Source organism: Burkholderia pseudomultivorans (genome assembly GCF_001718415.1).
In the GTDB taxonomy this organism is placed as follows: domain Bacteria; phylum Pseudomonadota; class Gammaproteobacteria; order Burkholderiales; family Burkholderiaceae; genus Burkholderia; species Burkholderia pseudomultivorans_A.
In genome coordinates this window covers 1,541,870-1,559,410 of the sequence record NZ_CP013377.1, presented here as the reverse complement: position 1 = coordinate 1,559,410, position 17,541 = coordinate 1,541,870, and the positions used below count along the sequence as shown (strand labels likewise).

The 17,541-nt window shown below is 68.2% G+C and carries 16 protein-coding genes; 7 read left to right on the top strand and 9 right to left on the bottom strand.

What is annotated here, in order from left to right; genetic code table 11:
- Nucleotides 1-191: 191 nt before the first annotated feature.
- The 4 genes from WS57_RS06570 to WS57_RS06555 form a co-directional block, all read right to left on the bottom strand.
- Nucleotides 192-1,535 (bottom strand): type II toxin-antitoxin system HipA family toxin, encoded by a 1,344-nt coding sequence (locus WS57_RS06570; protein WP_060334455.1) that lies wholly within the window; start codon nucleotides 1,533-1,535, stop codon nucleotides 192-194.
- Nucleotides 1,536-1,537: 2 nt separating this feature from the next.
- A complete protein-coding gene (locus tag WS57_RS06565) occupies nucleotides 1,538-1,981 on the bottom strand; it encodes a helix-turn-helix domain-containing protein (RefSeq protein ID WP_069243922.1) in 444 nt (147 codons plus the stop codon).
- A gap of 163 nt (nucleotides 1,982-2,144) precedes the next feature.
- Nucleotides 2,145-3,269: a bifunctional 3,4-dihydroxy-2-butanone-4-phosphate synthase/GTP cyclohydrolase II gene (gene ribBA / locus WS57_RS06560; RefSeq protein WP_059515505.1), complete on the bottom strand. Its 1,125-nt coding sequence runs from the start codon at nucleotides 3,267-3,269 to the stop codon at nucleotides 2,145-2,147.
- On the bottom strand, nucleotides 3,266-4,204 hold the full coding sequence (locus WS57_RS06555) for an alpha/beta hydrolase (RefSeq protein WP_069243921.1): 939 nt from the start codon (nucleotides 4,202-4,204) through the stop codon (nucleotides 3,266-3,268). The genes ribBA and WS57_RS06555 overlap by 4 nt, the downstream gene beginning before the upstream one ends.
- A gap of 279 nt (nucleotides 4,205-4,483) precedes the next feature.
- Here WS57_RS06555 and WS57_RS06550 point away from each other — a divergent pair, with 279 nt between their 5' ends.
- Entirely contained in the window at nucleotides 4,484-5,674 is a 1,191-nt protein-coding gene (locus WS57_RS06550; RefSeq protein ID WP_009690763.1) for a helix-turn-helix transcriptional regulator, read from the top strand.
- A gap of 55 nt (nucleotides 5,675-5,729) precedes the next feature.
- Here WS57_RS06550 and WS57_RS06545 read toward each other — a convergent pair whose 3' ends face one another.
- From WS57_RS06545 to WS57_RS06525, 5 genes are all read right to left on the bottom strand, one after another.
- Nucleotides 5,730-6,395 carry a cation diffusion facilitator family transporter gene (locus tag WS57_RS06545; protein ID WP_069243920.1) on the bottom strand — a complete coding sequence of 222 codons (666 nt, stop codon included), beginning with the start codon at nucleotides 6,393-6,395 and terminating at the stop codon, nucleotides 5,730-5,732.
- 612 nt (nucleotides 6,396-7,007) lie between these two features.
- Nucleotides 7,008-7,811: a sulfite exporter TauE/SafE family protein gene (locus WS57_RS06540; RefSeq protein ID WP_069243919.1), complete on the bottom strand. Its 804-nt coding sequence runs from the start codon at nucleotides 7,809-7,811 to the stop codon at nucleotides 7,008-7,010.
- 49 nt (nucleotides 7,812-7,860) lie between these two features.
- Complete coding sequence (locus WS57_RS06535) at nucleotides 7,861-9,345, bottom strand: aminotransferase class V-fold PLP-dependent enzyme (protein ID WP_059602872.1); 1,485 nt, start codon at nucleotides 9,343-9,345, stop codon at nucleotides 7,861-7,863.
- 410 nt (nucleotides 9,346-9,755) lie between these two features.
- Nucleotides 9,756-10,199: a hypothetical protein gene (locus WS57_RS06530; RefSeq protein ID WP_059602869.1), complete on the bottom strand. Its 444-nt coding sequence runs from the start codon at nucleotides 10,197-10,199 to the stop codon at nucleotides 9,756-9,758.
- A gap of 38 nt (nucleotides 10,200-10,237) precedes the next feature.
- Nucleotides 10,238-11,020, bottom strand: coding sequence for a hypothetical protein (locus WS57_RS06525; RefSeq protein WP_059602866.1), 783 nt, complete (start codon nucleotides 11,018-11,020; stop codon nucleotides 10,238-10,240).
- A gap of 282 nt (nucleotides 11,021-11,302) precedes the next feature.
- On the opposite strand from WS57_RS06525, the gene WS57_RS06520 reads away from it, so the two are divergent.
- From WS57_RS06520 to WS57_RS06495, 6 genes are all read left to right on the top strand, one after another.
- Complete coding sequence (locus WS57_RS06520; RefSeq protein ID WP_069243918.1) at nucleotides 11,303-12,316, top strand: DNA-binding protein; 1,014 nt, start codon at nucleotides 11,303-11,305, stop codon at nucleotides 12,314-12,316.
- A 128-nt stretch (nucleotides 12,317-12,444) separates the two neighbouring features.
- Nucleotides 12,445-13,065, top strand: coding sequence for a TetR/AcrR family transcriptional regulator (locus WS57_RS06515; RefSeq protein WP_040129212.1), 621 nt, complete (start codon nucleotides 12,445-12,447; stop codon nucleotides 13,063-13,065).
- Nucleotides 13,066-13,295: 230 nt separating this feature from the next.
- Nucleotides 13,296-14,339, top strand: coding sequence for an NADP-dependent oxidoreductase (locus WS57_RS06510; RefSeq protein ID WP_069243917.1), 1,044 nt, complete (start codon nucleotides 13,296-13,298; stop codon nucleotides 14,337-14,339).
- Between the two features lie 81 nt (nucleotides 14,340-14,420).
- Nucleotides 14,421-14,720, top strand: a complete 300-nt coding sequence (locus WS57_RS06505) for a putative quinol monooxygenase (protein ID WP_040129210.1) — start codon at nucleotides 14,421-14,423, stop codon at nucleotides 14,718-14,720.
- 130 nt (nucleotides 14,721-14,850) lie between these two features.
- Nucleotides 14,851-15,306, top strand: coding sequence for a (2Fe-2S)-binding protein (locus WS57_RS06500; protein ID WP_059515489.1), 456 nt, complete (start codon nucleotides 14,851-14,853; stop codon nucleotides 15,304-15,306).
- Between the two features lies 1 nt (nucleotide 15,307).
- Nucleotides 15,308-17,527 carry a xanthine dehydrogenase family protein molybdopterin-binding subunit gene (locus WS57_RS06495; protein WP_069243916.1) on the top strand — a complete coding sequence of 740 codons (2,220 nt, stop codon included), beginning with the start codon at nucleotides 15,308-15,310 and terminating at the stop codon, nucleotides 17,525-17,527.
- The last annotated feature ends 14 nt before the right edge of the window (nucleotides 17,528-17,541 follow it).

Here is a 17,541-nt window from a genome sequence, read left to right as displayed (position 1 = left end):
GGAATGGGCACGCCGGTCATTGTGCGGCGATGGGGCGGGCGCGCATCGTCCGGGTGGATGAGGTCGCGGGCGAGGTGTGAGGCGGTCCTTCGGAACGCCAGGCCGATGGCCTGTTCGGAAGGAGGCCGGGCGTGCGCATTGCACACGGTTGTTGTCGATCCTTCCACTGCAACGCACACCGTCGAAAAACCTCACCCCGCGTCGGTCGCGCCCAGCTTGCGGCTCTGGCGACGCATCCCCTCGAAAATCGCGTCGGCCACGTCGGCCGGGAAATCCGCCGGGATCTGCGACGCGACTTCCGCGATCGCAGGCTCGGTCCGCGCGACCACGCCCGCCATCACGGCGCGCACGTCGTCCTCGGTCAGCCCGACGCGCCGGCCCTGCGCGATCCAGTGGCGCGGCTGGATGTCCGCGATCGCGTAATGGCGGTTCTTTCCGCTGACGGCCATCGCCAGTCGCGCGCGCCGCGGCGCAAGCTGGTTGCGCCGCGTGCCGATGATCGGATGCGCGGACAGCACGTCGTACAGCGGCGTGCTGCGATACGTGTTGCCGGGCAGGTGCGCGATGCTGAAGTTCTTCGCGTGGCCGTCGATCGCCGCGAGCACCCAGAACACGAGCTGCGCGACGAAGAAATGCATGCGGTCGCGCGCGGCGTCGGCGGAATTGGCGAGGATGCCCATGATCGTCTCGATCCCCGGGCCGCCGTCCGATTCGTATTTCGCGCCGGACGGCGTGCCGGTCGCCTGGCACATGTCCTCCTGCGGCAGTCGCAGGATCCACGTGCCGTCGCGGGACGGGCGCCGGTCGAAACGCTCGACGATCAGCGCCTTCTGGTCGTCGAAATGGCCGATGTCGCAATGCGCGACCGGCAGGCCGTAGGCCGCGACGAGCTTCGAACACAGCCATTCGTTCTCGACCGAGGTGCGCATGTCGGCCTGCATGTTGCCGACGCGCCCCAGCGGCAGCTTGAAGATATGGGTGGTCGGCGTGCTGCCCGACGGCAGCAGCCAGCGCCGGCCGTGCCGCAGCAGCGCGGTCTTTTCCTGCGCGCCGGCGATCGACAGGCGCAGATCGCCGTCCGGCTCCGCGTGGCCGGGCAGCGGTGCGGCGGTGGCGTGGCGCAGCACCTCGGCCACGGCCGCGTCGTCGAGCACGGTGCCGTCGATCGCCTCGAGATCGACCGGCGTTTCGTCGGGCGGCAGCAACTGGAGCGCGCCGACGCAGTCGCGCCCGATCGATGCGAGCAGTTCGAACGGCGCGGTCGACCCGAGCCGGTATCGCTGCGCGATGCGGCGGCGGATCGGCTGGCTGTCCGGCAGCAGGTTGTCGAAATAGTCGGCGACGACCGCGCCCTGATGCGGCTGGTTGCCGGGCGTGAAGGGCAGCGACAGCGATAGCGGACGCCCTTGCGGATCGTCGATCCACGCCGGCAGATAGACGAGGCGTTCGACGCCGCGCCGGACTTCCCAGTAGCCGACCGGGATACCGTTCATCCACAGGTCGAGCCGATCGTGACGGGATGTGCGCCGCGCCATCGTCACCAGTCCTCCCGTTTCGCGACGGTGCGTCTGGCGCGCGCGGCCGCCGGCCGCTTGCGCGCGGCGCCGTCCGGTGTCTTGACGGTGGCTTTCGTCACGCCGGCCGCACGCCGGGGCGCGGCCTTCTTGCGCGCAACCGGCGCGGTTTTCGCGTCCGCCGGGCCTGCGCCGCCCGCGTCGCCCGCTTGCGGGCGGTCAGAGCCGCCAGATTCCGCGGTCTCGTCCGGCAAGACCGGATCGAGCGTCAGGCGCACGCCGAGCGCGTTCAGCACCTTGAACAGCCGTTCGATGCTGACCGCGGACGGATTGGATTCGAGCTGCGCGTACGATTGCTGCGTGACGCCGAGGCGGGCGGCGAGCTGCGCCTGCGTGAGTCCCGCCGACTTGCGGAAGCCGACGAGTATCGGGCGCAGCTGGCCCAGGGTCTGGACAGGAAATGCCATGAGGCGCTCCGCGAAATGACAGGCGATCGTTTGTAATCGGGAAATACAGTCTATGGTATGTATCTGAAAAATACAAACCGAAGACTGTATTTGATAAAAACAAACGATAGCCTGTCAGGCGGGACACCCTCGCCGATGCGGTCGCCGCACCGACGCCCGCATGTCATGCCGCGCGAAGCGGGTTCACGTGCGCGGCCCGCGCGCTTTCCGGATCGTCGTCGCCGAGCGGGATGAACGCCATGATCTCCAGATCATGGCCCGACAGCGCGGGCAGCCGAAACGGGCTCGACAGCACGTTCAGGCGCCGCACGCCGATATCGCGCAGGATCTGCGAGCCGATTCCCGTCGCACGTCCGTCGCGGCGCGCGTTGCCTGCCGGCGCGCGCATCGCGTCGCCGTGCAGGTCGCAGTCGAGCAGCACCGCGACGCCGCAGCCGGCCGTATCGATCCGCTGCAGCGCTGCGTGCAGCGGCCACGAATGCGCGGACGGCTCCGCGTCGAGCAGGTCGAGCAGCGAATGGCATTCGTGCACGCGCGTGAGGACCGGCGTCGCCGGATCGGGTTCGCCGCGCACCAGCGCGAGATGCGGCGCGCCGTGCACGGTATCGCGATACTGGATCGCGTGGAACCGTCCCCACGGCGTATGCAGCGGCCGCTCGCCGATGCGTTCGACGAGCGATTCGTGCTCGCGGCGGTAATGGATCAGGTCGGCGATCGTGCCGATCTTCAGCCCGTGATGCGCGGCGAACGCCTTCAGCTCGGGCAGCCGCGCCATCGTGCCATCGTCGTTCATCACCTCGCAGATCACCGACGCGGGCGTGAGCCCCGCGAGCGCGGCCAGATCGCAGCCGGCCTCGGTATGTCCGGCGCGCACCAGCACGCCGCCCGGGCGCGCGGCGATCGGGAACACGTGGCCGGGCTGCACCAGATCGTCGGGGCGGGCGCCCGCGCGCACGGCGGTGCGGATCGTATGCGCACGGTCGGCGGCCGAGATGCCGGTCGTCACGCCTTCGGCCGCCTCGATGCTGACGGTAAACGCGGTGCCGAACGGCGTGCCGTTATGGTCGGCCATCGGCGGCAGGCGCAGCTGTTCGCAGCGTTCCGCCGTCAGCGTCAGGCAGATCAGCCCGCGTCCGAAGCGCGCCATGAAATTGATCGCGTCGGGCGTCACGTGATCGGCCGCGATCACGAGATCGCCTTCATTCTCGCGATCCTCCTCGTCGACGAGCAGCACCATCCGGCCCGCCCGCAGCTCGTCGACGATCTCGACGGTGCCGGCCAGCGTCATCGGGCCTCCGTCGCGTCGAACGCGCGGCGCAGCGCGTCCGCGCCGAAGCTCAGCACGCGGTCGGCCGCGTCGACGGCGCCGAGCATGCTCGCGAAGCCGTGCAGCTGGCCCGGCCAGCGCACCAGCGTGACCGGCGTGCCGGCCTGCGCGAGCCGCAATGCATAGGCTTCCGCCTCGTCGCGCAGCGGATCGAATTCGGCGCTGACGATCGTCGCCGGCGGCGCGCCCGCGACATCCGGCGCGGCGAGCGGGCTGGCGAGCGGCGAGGCGCGATCGGCGCCGTCGTCGAAATACTGGCGCTTGAACCAGCGCATCATGTCCGCCGTCAGGAAATAGCCGTCGCCGAGCGATTCGTACGACGGATGCTCGGTCGCGCAATCGACGACCGGATACAGCAGCAGCTGATGCGCGATCGCGACGCCCGAGCCGCGCAACTGCAGCGCTGCGACCGCTGCGAGGTTGCCGCCGGCGCTGTCGCCGGCCAGCGCGATCGCGCCGGCGCGCGCGCCGAGGTCGCGCGCACTGGCGGCCGCCCAGCGCACGGCGTCGCATGCGTCGTGCGCGGCGGCCGGGAAGCGCGCTTCGGGCGCCAGCCGGTAGTCGACCGACAACACCAGCGTGCGGGCGCGTCGCGCGAGGCTGCGGCACAGGTTCGCGTGCGAATCGATGCCGCACGCGACGAAGCCGCCGCCATGGAAGAACACGGTCAGCGGCAAGGGCCCGTCGGCGCCGGGACGATACAGTCGTGCGGATAACTGACGACCCGACGCCGGGATCTGCCAGTCCTCCTCGGCGGCAATCGTGTCGCCGGGCGCGAATGCGCCGCCGGCGGCGAGACTGGCCCGGTACGCGGGGACGGTCAGTCGATCGAAATCGATCGCGGGCGCTTGCGCGAACGCGGCGAGCAGCGCCTGCGCCTGAGGGTCGAGCGGCATGAAAACTCCTGTCTGGATCGGATGCGGTCTGAATCAGGTAAACCCGGATCGCGGTTTCCCTGAGTCCGCGCCGGACACCTGTCGGCACGGCCTGACGGGCATTCCAGCGCAGCGACCCGCGCGCCACATCATCCGATTGGACGATGGTGCGCGCCGCCGGATGGCCAAAGCTCACTGTTCAGTGAATCTACCGATGACGCCGGAATTAAGACGCGTCTTAATCACGGCGACGCACTGGAATCACACCGGAAACAGTCGCATGGAGGATGGAGCGTGCTGATGGAGACAAGATGGGCTCCGCAAGAGAGCCAGGCAAGCAGCGACGAGGCCGATATCGGCGTCGCGGATTTCAGCGAGCTGATGGCGCTGATCTACCAGGGGCCGCTGGAAACGCCGCCGTGGGCGGGGGCGCTCGAACTGATTCGCCGCTTGCTGCAGGCCAACTACGTGACGCTGATCCTGCGCGCGGCCGCGAGCGACCGCCGCGCGCCGCTGTCCGTGCACGCGTCGGAGTTCGGCCCGGTCGTGCCGGGCGACGGCGAGGCGTCCTACAACAACTACTACTATTCGCTCGATCCGTTCGTCGGCCTGCCGGCCGATCGCATGGTGACCGTCGACGAGGTGTTCGGCGATACGGGCTGGCTGTCGAGCGAACTGTACAAGCAGTTCCTGAAGCCGCAGGACGTGCGCTACATCCTCGGTGCGGACCTGCGCACGCCGTCGGGCGTCGAATGCCGCTTCCGCGTGTGCCGCAACCATGCGTCGAAGCAGTTTTCCGCACGCGACAAGGCGGTCTGCGCGCTGCTGCTGCCGCATCTGAAGCGCGCGGTCGAACTGCATTCGCGGCTCGACACGGCCGAGGTCGAGCGCTCGATCTATGCAAACGCGATCAACCGGATGCAGATCGGCACGATCACGCTCGACGAGAACGGCACGATCATCGACATGAACAGCGTCGCCGACGAAATCCTCAAGCAGGGCAACGGACTGACGGTCGCGCGCGGCACGATCGAGGCGACCGACGCGCAGGAGAACCGCACGCTGAAGCGGCTGATCCGTCATGCGGTGATGGGGCACCACGGCACGGCCGCGGCGATCGTCGAGGCGATGCCGATCACGCGCAGCTTCGACAAGCCGCGCCTCGGGCTGCTGGTGCGCACGGTGCTGCTGTCCGACTGGTCGGAGGACAACAAGCGGCGGCCGGCCGTCACGCTGTTCCTGCGCGACCCCGACCGCAAGCCGCAAGGCGCGCAGGAAATCATTCGCAAGCTGTTCGATCTGACGCCCGCCGAAACGTCGCTCGCGCTGCTGCTGACCAACGGGCTGACACTCGAGGAAGCGGCGGAGGAATCGGGTATCAGCAAGAACACCGCGCGTACGCATTTGCGCGCGATCTTCTCGAAGACGGGCGTCACGCGTCAGGCGACGCTCGTGCGCATCCTGCTCGGCAGCGTCGTGCCGCTGGGCTGAGCGGCCGCCCGGGCGGCGCCGGACGGTGCGGGCCGCGCGTCGTTGCCGCGCACCGTTACGATCCGCGTGTGGAGCGACGGATCCATGCGGCCGGCCACGGCCACTGCGCGCCGCCGCGCAGGACGAAACCGGCGCCGGTCCGGATCACGATCGCGCCGATCGCGAGTGCGGCAATCTCGTCGAGACGGCCGAGACCGACCAGCGCCGCGCTCATCGCCAGCGCGGCGAGCAACGCCGACAGCGCATCGGTGCGCACGTGCCAGCCGCTCGCCTCGAGCAGCGCGGAGCCCGTTTCGCGCGCCTTGCGCAGCATCCAGCGCGACAGCGCAGCCTTGCCGACGAGCGTGACAGCGACCAGCGCGAGCGTGGCCGCGCCCGGCTGCACGGCGGGCGACGCATCGAAGCGATTCGCCGCCTGCCAGATCATCTGCACGCCGGTCGCGACGAGCAGTGCACCGAGTCCTGCGAGCGCGACCGGCTCGAAAGTCGGGCGTCGCTCCGGCGGCAGGCGCGCATCGAGACGGCACGCGACGAGGATCAGCGCGTCCGCCGCGAGATCGATCGCTGCGTGCACGACATCCGCGAGCAGGCCGGACGAGTGCGCGGCCGCGGCGGCGATCGCCTCGACGGCGAGCAACAGCAGGTTGATCGCGAGGCTGACGGCGAGGGCGCGGGACGTGGCTGCGTAGAGCGGGGACGGGACGCGCGGCGGGCGCTGCATGGCGGATTTGTCTGTCGAGAGCGGAAGCCAGACTCGCACGCTACCGGGTAGCGGTTGCAAGCAAATGACAGACGAATGGTGGCGCGGGAGGGCGATCGATCACACGGTCGACAGGTTTTCATCGGTTCGATAATGTCGCCCTGTCGTAACGGATACCTTTGTGCTTCGGCCGGATTCGCAAAGAAACACCGAAAATGAAAATCGCCGCTGGGATTTTTCGATTGTCGTCTCGACCGCCTATCTGATATAAACGGCTGCGATCGACCGGCAGTATCTCGGGCATTCCGATATCGCGCAGCATAATCCACGTGCCGGACGATCGGCGATATACCTTTACCCCATCATAAACAGGAGAGCCTTGGTGACTCCCAATGAGAAACGGGCGCGCATCATCCGCCAGATTGCGATATTCGGCACGGTCGTGGTCGTTTTCTTGATTTATACGCTTTACCGCCTCAAAGTCGACAATCTCGGCTGACGCCGGCACGGAACGGCCCGGTCACGGTCGCGTGCACGACGCCACCCTGATTCGGGCCGGGTGTCGCGATAAGGCGGATCGCCGACAACGGTTTGCCAAAATCATCTTTTCAGGACGCCCCGATTATCAGCCTGTCAACCGCCGACGATCGCCTTGACGGCCATTCCGACCGCGATCAGAACCAGAATGCCGGCAAAACCCATCTGAATATGGCGGACCGATAATTTCCGGGCAACCATTCGCCCCGTGACCATGCCGAGCGCGGTGGTGACGGTAAATAACGCGGTGAATTCGAGCGGCGGCGCGGCGCCTTGCAGCATCGTCGACGCAATCCCGCCGATGCCGACCAGCGCAATGACCATCAGCGACGTCGCGACGATGCCGTGCATCGTGATATTGGTCAGCTTGCGCAGCATCGGCACGATGATGAATCCGCCGCCGACACCCAGCAATCCCGTCATCAGCCCTGTCAATGCGCCGGTCGCGGCGAGCGAGAGCGCCGAGAGCGGGTTCCACGCGATGCGTCCGGAATCGGGATCGATGCGGGCGACACACCAGCGCGATTCCGTCGAAACGATTGCGCCGCGCGCGGCCTGCCGAAGCAGACGGATCGCGACGACCAGCATCACGAGCGCGAACATCAGCATCAGCAGACGCTGCGGCAGCCGATGCGCGAGCCGCACGCCGAGCGACGTCATCGGCATGCCCGCCGCCGTCATCACGAGCGCCGCGCGATAGCGCACGAGCCGGCGGCGCCACGCTTCCGCCGTGCCGATCGCCGCACTTCCGGCTACCGCGATCAACGCGACCGGCGTCGCCTGCTGCATCGACCATCCCATGCCGGCCACCAGTGCCGGCACGGCCAGGATGCCGCCGCCGGCGCCCGTCATGCCGAGCACCGCGCCGACAAGGCTGCCGAGAATCAGCGAGGTCAACATGGCATGAGGCGGCAGCCGGCACGCCTTCCGGTTCGAATGGAAGCCGCCCTCATGCCGTCACGGCACGACGCGCGAGCAAGCGGCTCCACAGCGTTGCGGAGCGCTTGCCGCTGCCGCAGTAGGCGAGCACCGGTTTGGGCAGCGCTTCGAGCATCGCACCGAAGGCGTCGATTTCCGCGTCGCCGATGCGGGCGCCGTCGACCGGCAGGTATCGCGCGTCGAGGCCCAGCGCCCGCGCGGCCGCGGCAATCTCGGCGAAGGCCGGCTGGTCGGCGCTTTCGCCATCGGGCCGGTTGCAGAGGATGGCGCGAAAACCGGCGCTGCGAATCGCCTTCAGGTCGTCCGTCGCGATCTGGCGCGACGCGGCGAAGCCGTTCGACGCGGTCGACCGGCATTGTTCGATCGCGCGGCGGAAGCAGTCGACGGCGAAGTCGATGTCCTGTTCGGTCGTAAAACGGCCGATGCTGATGCGCACGGTCCGGGCGGCCGCATCCGCGTCCAGCCCGAGCGCGGTCAGCACGTGCGACGGCGCGCCGGCGGCCGAATTGCACGCCGACGTCGACGACACCGCGAGCCCGTCGCCGAGCATGAACGGAAAGAAGCCGGGCGCGGTCACGGTCAGGCTCAGCGTATGGGGAATCCGCTGCGCGGCGCGGGCATTCTGCGTCACGTCGCCGAGCGCGAGCACTGCATTCGCCAGTCGCGCGGCGAGCGCCTCGGTCCGTGCCGTTTCGCGTTCGAGCGATTCAGCTGCCAGTTCGCACGCGGTTCCCATCCCGACGATCTGGTGAGTCGCGAGCGTGCCGGAACGCAGTCCGCGCTCGTGTCCGCCGCCGTGCATTTGCGGTGCGATCCGGTCGGCGATCTCGCGACGTACGAACAACGCGCCGATGCCCTTCGGGCCGTAAACCTTGTGCGCCGACATCGACATCATGTCGATGCCGAGCGCGCGCACGTCGATGGGCGTCTTGCCGAGCGCCTGCGCGGCGTCGACGTGGAGCAGTGCGCCGGCCGCGTGGACGATCCGGCTGATCTCGCGGATGTTGGTCAGCGTGCCGATTTCGTTGTTCACGAGCATCAGCGACACCAGGCCGGTGTCGGCGCGCATCGCGCCTGCCACGGCTTCGACCGTGATCTCGCCGTCGGCGGTGGGCGTCACGCAGGTCACCGGGAAGCCGCGCTTCGACAGGCTCGCCATCGTGTCGAGAATCGCCTTGTGTTCGATGCTGCTCGTGATCAGATGCGGCTTTCCGGCTGCCGCATCGGCATAGCCCTTGAGCGCGAGGTTGTTGGATTCGGTCGCCCCGGACGTCCAGACGATCTCGTCCGCCGCCGCGCCGATCAGTGCGGCGACCTGCGCACGCGCCCGTTCGACTTTTTCCCGCGCGATCCGGCCGGCCGCGTGGGAACTCGATGCCGGATTGCCGAACACGCCGTCGGCGCCGAGACAATCGGCCATCGACGCGATCACGCGGGGATCCGCCGGGGTGGTGGCCGCATAGTCGAGGTAATGCAGCTTGTCGTTCTCGCTCATTTCTTTCGTCTTTCACATGCCTGCTGGAATGCGAGAAATGATACGTCCGGATCCGGGGAAAAATACTCCAAAGTCAACTTCGGATTGGGGTTTGGATAGATTTAAATTCTATCTATGCTTGAAATTTAAGGATGTGATTCCAATCGCCGCTGCGCGGCGCAAACGGCACCTGTTGTCGCCGGACGATCGGGCTGTTCGCCGCTCGCGGCAAGTCCGCCACGAATACGCCGGACTGCGGCCGAAGACTCATGAAGGTTCGTGACACTTCCGATGGCCACGCTGCCGCAGGGTGACCGCTGCGCGCACGCATGGCGGAACGAACGAGCGCGCGAATAACGATCGGCTACCCGAGCCGACCGCCCAACCGCGACGGTCAACTCGACCCGAAGGAGGGGCGCCGCTCCTCGGCTTCAAGCCGACTTGCCCGCAAGCTTGTCGAATACCCCCAGAAGATCGCGCATCGCAGTCGAGCAGTCGGCCTGCGTCGGATGATCGGCGCGCAGCGCTTCGAGCGCGCGGTCGATCGCCTTGTCGAGTACGTGCCAGTCGTCCGCCGCGCGCGGCTTGAGGCCCGCTTCGGCTTCGTCCCACGCCACTTCCAGATCCTTGATGCGCGCCTTGCCGCCGGCCAGATCGCCCTTCGCGACCCGCGCGGAAACGTCGGCGGCAATCGTGCGGAACCGGGAGAGATCGCCGAGTTTCGACGCCTGCGCGGGAGCGGCCGCAATCGCGGGCGCGGAAGCAGTCGCGGCGACGGCACTGTCGGCCTGCTTCGAGCAACCGGCCGCGGCGGCAAGCGCGGCGCACGCGGAACAGGCAACGAGCAGGCGGGAAAGCATGGTCGGATAGCGCATGAAAGAGTCTCGATTCGGTTATGAGCGGGACAAGCAGGTCATTTGGCTGATTCTTCGCGCGCCCGACTGCTGGCACTGAACTGCGCGACAGCGACCAGCGCGACGATCACGGACAGGAATAACACGCTCGTCATCGCGGCGCCCAGGCCGAATCCGCCGTAGCTGCGCGACTGCGTGAGCAGGTCGCCGAGCGACGCGCCGAACGGTCGCGTGAGGATGTACGCGATCCAGAACGTCAGCACCGCGCTGACGCCGCTGCTCCACGCGACGTAGACGAGGGCGAGCAGCACGCCGAATACGACGGCGCCGAGCGAGAAGCCGAGCCCGAGCGCTTCGGTCGCGAGATCGCCGGCAGCGGTGCCCAGCGCGAACGTGCAGAGGATCGCGGCCCAGTAGAACAGCTCGCGCTTCGGCGAGTCGATCGCATCGATCGACAGCGTGTGCTCGACCCGATACCAGATCGCGAAGATCGCGGCGAGCGCGACCGCGAATACGCCCGTGCTGACATAGAGGCTGACGCCGAGCCCGTCGGTCAGCAGGTCGGTGATCTGCGTCCCGACGATGCTCACGAGGACGACCGTGAGCCAGTAGATCCATGGCGTATACCGGCGCGTGCGCAGCTGCAGCACGAGCGCGATCGCGAGCAGCGACATCATCAGCCCGCGCGTCAAACCCTGACCCCAGCCCGCGTTGACCGCGAGATAGTCGGCGCAGGTTTCGCCGACCGTGGTCGACATGATCTTGATGACCCAGAAAGCGAGCGTGATCTCGGGCACCTTGTTGAACCAGCGTGCAGCAGGGCGAGCGACAGCGGGGGGCATGGGGCGGCTCCAGGAGCGTGCGGTGCCATGCAGTCTAGGGACGCAGCCTTATCGGAACCTTAGCAAGGGGTGGTGGTGGCCGGATCGAGCGGGTGTGGCGGGGCGGGGGAAGTTCGGCGAACCACGACGACGCATCCTTCCTGGCATCGCGTCGTGCGATCGATAACGCTCGTCCGCTCAAAATCTCAACATTATAGAAATAATGTCAAATCGCCGAATCGCAAGAATTGGATATTTAACGGTTTACGTTATATTATTTACGAAATTCTCTCGAACCCAGCCATGTCCGACCTTGCCGCCGACGAACCCCGCCTGACCGCCGAAATCGAGCGTCTCAAGGCCGCCTTCCCGAAAACGCGCGAGCTCTACCGCGAGGTCTGCGCGCTGCTGTTCTTCCGCTTCGGCGTCACGCCCACCGCCAACCGCCTGTACCAGCTCGTCCGCAAGGGCAGCATGAGTACGCCGACGGCCGTGCTCGGCGAATTCTGGGCGGAGCTGCGGGAAAAGAGCCGCGTGCGCATCGAGCATCCGGATTTGCCGGCCGACCTGCAGGCCGCCGCAGGCGAACTCGTCGCCGCGCTGTGGAGCCGCTCAACCGCCGACGCGGCATCGGCGCTCGACGCGCTGCGCGCCGACGTCGAGGCGGAGCGCGCGACAGCCCGGGCCGAGGTTGCCGCCTTGCAGGCGGAGCTGGCGCGCACCGAAACCGCGCTGGAGCAGCGCACGGCCGCGCTGCTTGCCGCGCAGGTGCGAATCCAGGAACTCCAGCAGGAGCGGGCGGCGGACGAAGCGTCGCGGCGCGCACAGCAAGCGGAAATCGAGCGTCTGAAGGCCGACAATGCGGAGGGCGACCGCGCGCTCGCGCAGGCCCGCGCGGATTTCAGCGCGCAACTCGACCGGCTGCGCGACGATGCGAGCCGGGCGGAAGAGCGCTTGCGCGCATCGGAAAAGCGGGCGCTGCAGGAGATCGACCGCGAACGGCTCGCGACCGCGCGACTGCAAAAGGAATTCGACGCAGCGACCGCGCGCGCCGAACAACGCGATGCGCAATACCGCAAGGACACCGCCACGCTGCAGGCGCAACTCGCCGACATGCAGCACCGCTGCGGCATGCTGGAAGGACAGCTCGACGGCGCGCGCGCAGCCCACGCGGCCAGCGTCGCCGAACTCGATGCGTTGCGTGCCGAACGCGCCTCCGCGGCGCGAGCGCCGGTGCGCCGCGCGGCCGTCCGGCCATCGGCAGGCCTGCGTCCTGCCAAGCCGGTCGGGAAACGGCGCACGCCGAAATCCGCCTGAGACGCACTACAACAGGCGACGGCCCCGCATCCTCCCGGCCGCCCCGCGCGAATCGGGTAAAGTGCCGCTCAACCTGCCGGGCCGACGTCATTAGACGACCGGTCTAATCGCTGCTACCATACGCCATCATGAATGCATCTTCGGGCGCGGAAGTCCGCCAGCACATCCTGAACATCGCGAAGCCGATCATGCTCCACAAGGGGTTCTCGGCGGTCGGTCTGAACGAGATACTCGCCGCGGCGGGCATCCCGAAGGGCTCGTTCTACCATTACTTCGGTTCGAAGGAAGCATTCGGCGAAGCGCTGCTGGAGTCGTATTTCGAGGGCTATCTCGCGCATCTCGACAAGCTGCTCCGGCATCAGGGCGGCACGGGCGCCGAGCGGCTGATGACGTACTGGAGCAACTGGCTGCATACGCAGTGCGCGGACGATCCCGAAGGCAAGTGTCTCGCGGTGAAGCTCGGCGCGGAGGTCTCAGATCTGTCCGAAGCGATGCGCGCCGTCCTGCGGCGCGGCACGAGCCAGATCGTCGAGCGGATCGCGGGCGGCATCGACGCCGGGCTGGCCGACGGCTCGCTGAGCGGCATCGACGATCCGCCGCAGACGGCCGCGCTGCTTTACGAGCTGTGGCTCGGCGCGACGCTGCTGGAAAAGATCCACCGCAACCGCAAGCCGCTCGAAACCGCGATGGCCGCAACACGGCGAATGCTGAACCTGGCGCCGTCCGGGCATGACGGAGCGCAGTCATAAATCAGGCGCGCATCGGCGCGCCTTGTTTTTACCCCGATACTAGACGACTGGTCTACTTATGACGCAGACTCTATCGCCGTTCCGATTGCTTCACCTGCGTGCGTGCGGGCAGCGCGACTTCGCCGTCGCTGCGCCGGCCGGCGCGCACGCCGCACCTGTCGTCCATCCCTGACCGAATCGTGTGCCCGCACACGCATTCCTCGTTGAATTTCCCGTTGACGGAGGCTCACATGCCGCAAAGCAAGACTGTAAACCGCCGCATCGTCCTGAACTCGCGCCCGGTCGGCGCGCCCACCACGAACGACTTCCGCACCGAAACCGGCGACGTGCCGGTGCCCGGCGCGGGGCAGGTGCTGCTGCGCACGGTCTGGCTGTCGCTCGATCCTTACATGCGCGGCCGCATGAGCGACGCGCCGTCCTATGCCGCATCGGTCGAACTCGGCCAGGTGATGGTCGGCGGCACGGTCAGCCGCGTCGTGTCGTCGAACCTGCCGGCGTTCCGCGAAGGCGATCTGGTCGTCGCGGGCGGCGGCTGGCAGGACTATGCGCTGTCCGATGGACGCGACCTGATTCCGCTCGGCCGCGACTTCGCGCATCCGTCGTATGCGCTCGGCGTGCTCGGCATGCCCGGGTTCACCGCCTACACCGGATTGCTGAAGATCGGCGAGCCGAAGGCGGGCGAAACCGTGGTCGTCGCGGCGGCGAGCGGCGCGGTCGGCGCCGTCGTCGGGCAGATCGCGAAGCTGAAGGGCTGTCGCGTGGTCGGCGTCGCGGGCGGCGCGGACAAATGCGCGTATGTGACCGACACGCTCGGCTTCGACGCGTGCGTCGACCATCGTGATCCGGCGTTTGCGGGCAAGCTGAAGGACGCCTGCCCGAGCGGCATCGACGTCTATTTCGAGAACGTCGGCGGCGCCGTATTCGATGCGGTGTGGCCGCTGCTCAACGACCATGCGCGCGTGCCCGTGTGCGGCATCATCGCGCACTACAACGACACCGCGCCGCCGGCCGGCCCCGACCGCCTGCCGGCGCTGGTCGGCACGATCCTGCGCAAGCGCATCCGGATGGAGGGTTTCATCATCCTCGATCACTATGCGACCGGTTATGCGCCGTTCCTGAAGGACATGAGCGAATGGGTCGCGCAGGGCAAGGTGAAGGCGCGCGAAGACGTGATTCCCGATCTGGCCGATGCGCCGGCCGCGCTGATCGGCCTGCTCGCCGGCAAGAACTTCGGCAAGGTCGTCGTACGCGTGGGCCCGGACGAGCTGGCGTGATCCGCCCAGCCTGTGCCGCATGCCGGCGTCGCGCGACGCCGCATGTGCGATTCTCGATTCCGTTTCGAAAGGAGTGAAACCATGGCGCTTTACGTGATGGCCTCGTTGTTCCCGAAACCCGAGCACGCGCAGGCCGTCGAGGCCGAATTGCGCAGCATGGTCGGCAAGACGCGCGCCGAGCCCGGCAACCGCCGCTACGACCTGTTCCGCGAAGCCGGCGACTCGCCGAACCTGCATCTGTTCGAGATCTACGACGACCAGGCGGCATTCGATGCGCATCTCGCCAGCGCATACTTCGTCGCGTTCCGCGACAAGTCCGCAGACTGGTTTGCCGCGCCGCCCGTGATCAAGGTGCTGTCCGGCATCGACGTGGCCGAGTAATCGAGTAACCGAGCAGCGGCCCGCTTTCGCCCGGGCCGCCCGCAGCAGCCGTCGCGCAGCGTGCGGCGGCGACGACGACACGGCGCGCCGGTCGCGCCGCTTCCCCCAATACCCCGGCCCCGGAGGCTGAATGCTTACCCTCAACATCAACGGCGAGACCCGTACGGTCGACGCCCCCGACGACATGCCGCTGCTCTGGGTCCTGCGCGATCTCGTCGGCCTGACCGGCACGAAGTTCGGCTGCGGGATCGCGCAATGCGGCGCGTGCACCGTGCATCTCGACGGCGTCGCCGCGCGCTCGTGCGTGCTGCCGGTCGCGGCCGTCGCCGGCCGGAAAATCACGACGATCGAGGCGATCGGGGCCACGTCGGCCGGCCAGAAGGTCCAGCAGGCATGGCGCGAACTCGACGTCGTGCAGTGCGGCTACTGCCAGTCGGGACAGGTGATGACGGCCACCGCGCTGATCGCGTCGAACCCGAACCCGAGCGACGCCGACATCGACGCCGCGATGGCCGGCAACATCTGCCGCTGCGGCACCTATCACCGGATTCGCGCGGCCGTAAAGCAAGCCGCGAAGGGGGCCTGATATGTCGCGAGGACTGATCGAAGCAGGTCGGGCCGGCGCGGGCGTGTCGCGCCGTTCGTTTCTCCGGCTCGGCGTGTCGCTCGGCGCCGCTGCGGGAGGCGGGCTGCTGCTCGGCTTCAGCGTGCCGGCGGCGGGCGACGATGCACGACGCTCGGTGATCGGCGGCGACGCCGCCGAACCGGCACCGGCCGGCGTATTCGCGCCGAACGCATTCGTGCAGATCGATCGCACCGGCAAGGTCACGCTGGTGATGCCGAAGGTCGAGATGGGGCAGGGCGTCTATACGGCGCTGCCGATGCTGATCGCCGAGGAGCTCGAGGTGCCGCTGTCGAGCGTCACGCTCGACCATGCGCCGCCGAACGAGAAGCTGTTCCTCGATCCGCTGCTGGGCGGCCAGCTGACCGGCGGCTCGACATCGGTGCGCTACGCGTGGGAACCGCTGCGTCGTGCAGGCGCGACCGCGCGCACGCTGCTGGTCGCGGCGGCCGCGAAGCAATGGAATGTCGTTCCGGCGAGCTGTCGCGCGGAGAACGGCGAGGTGCAGCATCCGCCGAGCGGCCGGCGCGCATCGTACGGGCAGCTTGCCGACGCCGCGGCGAAGCTGCCGGTGCCGGCCGACGTCGCGCTGAAGAAGCCGGCCGACTTCAAGCTGATCGGCACGCCCGCGAAGCGGCTCGATTCGCCGGAGAAGGTCGACGGCACCGCGCAGTTCGGGCTCGACGTGCGCCTGCCGGGCATGCTCTACGCGGTGATCGTGAACAGTCCGGTGTTCGGCGGCACGGTCGCGAGCGTCGACGATACGGCCGCGAAGCGGATCCCCGGCGTGCGCCAGGTCGTGCGCGTCGACGATGCGGTCGCGGTGGTCGGCGATCACACCTGGGCGGCCAAGCGCGGCGCATCGGCGCTCGTCGTGAAGTGGAACGAGGGCGCGGGCGCGAAGGTATCGACGAAGGACCTTTTCGCGGATCTCGCGCAGGCGGCGGCGAACGGCAAGGGCGCGGTCGCGCGCAAGGACGGCGACGTCGCGAAGGCGTTCGCGGACGCGAAGACGCGCGTCGACGCGGTGTACGAGCAGCCGCTGCTCGCGCACGCGACGATGGAGCCCGTGAACTGCACGGTGCACGTGCGCGGCGACGGCTGCGAGATCTGGGTCGGCACGCAGGTGCCGACGCGGGCGCGCGATACCGTGCAACGGCTCACGGGCCTGTCGCCGGATCGAATCGTCGTGCACAACCATCTGCTCGGCGGCGGATTCGGCCGGCGGCTCGAGACGGACATGATCGGCCAGGCCGTGAAGATCGGCAAACAGGTCGGCGCGCCGGTGAAGGTCGTCTGGACGCGCGAGGAAGACGTGCAGCACGACATGTACCGGCCGTGCTACCACGACCGGATCTCGGCCGGCCTCGATGCGAACGGCAAGCCGATCGCGTGGCAGCACCGGATCGTCGGCTCGTCGATCATGGCGCGTTTCGCGCCGCCCGCGTTCAAGGACGGCGTCGATCCCGACGCGGTCGAGGTCGCGGCCGAATTGCCGTACGACCTGCCGAACCAGCTCGTCGACTACGTGCGCCAGGAGCCGCGCCACGTGCCGACCGCGTTCTGGCGCGGCGTCGGCCCGACGCGCGGCACCTTCGTCGTCGAGAGCTTCATCGACGAGCTGGCCGCGCAGACCAAGACCGATCCCGTGCAGTATCGCCGTGCGCTGCTCGACAAGACGCCGCGCGCACGCAACGTGCTCGACGTCGCGACGAAGGCGGCCGGCTGGGGCAGCGCGCTGCCGAAGGGGCAGGGGCGCGGCGTGTCGGTGATGCATGCGTTCGGCAGCTTCTTCTCGATCGTCGTCGACGTCGCGGTCGACGACGGCGAGGTGCAGGTCAAGCGCGTCGTCTGCGCGGTCGACTGCGGGATGTTCGTCAACCCGAACACGATCGAGGCGCAGGTGCAGGGCGGCATCATCTTCGGGATCACCGGCGCGTTGTACGGCGAGATCACGATCGAGAACGGCCGCGTGATGCAGAGCAACTTCACCGACTACCGGATGCTGCGGATCAACGAGACGCCGCCGATCGAGGTGCATCTCGTGAAGAGCGGCGAGGCGCCGGGCGGGATCGGCGAGCCCGGCACGGCCGCGACGGCGGCGGCGGTAGCGAACGCGATCTTCGCGGCGACCGGCAAGCGGCTGCGCAAGCTGCCGGTCGGCAACCAGCTGAAGACGGCCTGATGCGGAGGACACGA

What these genes read in the sequence shown, in the direction of transcription:
- WS57_RS06570 (WP_060334455.1), bottom strand. Translation starts at nt 1,535, where the DNA reads ATGGCGCGGCGCACATCCCGTCACGATCGGCTCGACCTGTGGATGAAC.
- WS57_RS06565 (WP_069243922.1), bottom strand. Translation starts at nt 1,981, where the DNA reads ATGGCATTTCCTGTCCAGACCCTGGGCCAGCTGCGCCCGATACTCGTC.
- ribBA (WP_059515505.1), bottom strand. Translation starts at nt 3,269, where the DNA reads ATGACGCTGGCCGGCACCGTCGAGATCGTCGACGAGCTGCGGGCGGGC.
- WS57_RS06555 (WP_069243921.1), bottom strand. Translation starts at nt 4,204, where the DNA reads ATGCCGCTCGACCCTCAGGCGCAGGCGCTGCTCGCCGCGTTCGCGCAA.
- WS57_RS06550 (WP_009690763.1), top strand. Translation starts at nt 4,484, where the DNA reads ATGGAGACAAGATGGGCTCCGCAAGAGAGCCAGGCAAGCAGCGACGAG.
- WS57_RS06545 (WP_069243920.1), bottom strand. Translation starts at nt 6,395, where the DNA reads ATGCAGCGCCCGCCGCGCGTCCCGTCCCCGCTCTACGCAGCCACGTCC.
- WS57_RS06540 (WP_069243919.1), bottom strand. Translation starts at nt 7,811, where the DNA reads ATGTTGACCTCGCTGATTCTCGGCAGCCTTGTCGGCGCGGTGCTCGGC.
- WS57_RS06535 (WP_059602872.1), bottom strand. Translation starts at nt 9,345, where the DNA reads ATGAGCGAGAACGACAAGCTGCATTACCTCGACTATGCGGCCACCACC.
- WS57_RS06530 (WP_059602869.1), bottom strand. Translation starts at nt 10,199, where the DNA reads ATGCGCTATCCGACCATGCTTTCCCGCCTGCTCGTTGCCTGTTCCGCG.
- WS57_RS06525 (WP_059602866.1), bottom strand. Translation starts at nt 11,020, where the DNA reads ATGCCCCCCGCTGTCGCTCGCCCTGCTGCACGCTGGTTCAACAAGGTG.
- WS57_RS06520 (WP_069243918.1), top strand. Translation starts at nt 11,303, where the DNA reads ATGTCCGACCTTGCCGCCGACGAACCCCGCCTGACCGCCGAAATCGAG.
- WS57_RS06515 (WP_040129212.1), top strand. Translation starts at nt 12,445, where the DNA reads ATGAATGCATCTTCGGGCGCGGAAGTCCGCCAGCACATCCTGAACATC.
- WS57_RS06510 (WP_069243917.1), top strand. Translation starts at nt 13,296, where the DNA reads ATGCCGCAAAGCAAGACTGTAAACCGCCGCATCGTCCTGAACTCGCGC.
- WS57_RS06505 (WP_040129210.1), top strand. Translation starts at nt 14,421, where the DNA reads ATGGCGCTTTACGTGATGGCCTCGTTGTTCCCGAAACCCGAGCACGCG.
- WS57_RS06500 (WP_059515489.1), top strand. Translation starts at nt 14,851, where the DNA reads ATGCTTACCCTCAACATCAACGGCGAGACCCGTACGGTCGACGCCCCC.
- WS57_RS06495 (WP_069243916.1), top strand. Translation starts at nt 15,308, where the DNA reads ATGTCGCGAGGACTGATCGAAGCAGGTCGGGCCGGCGCGGGCGTGTCG.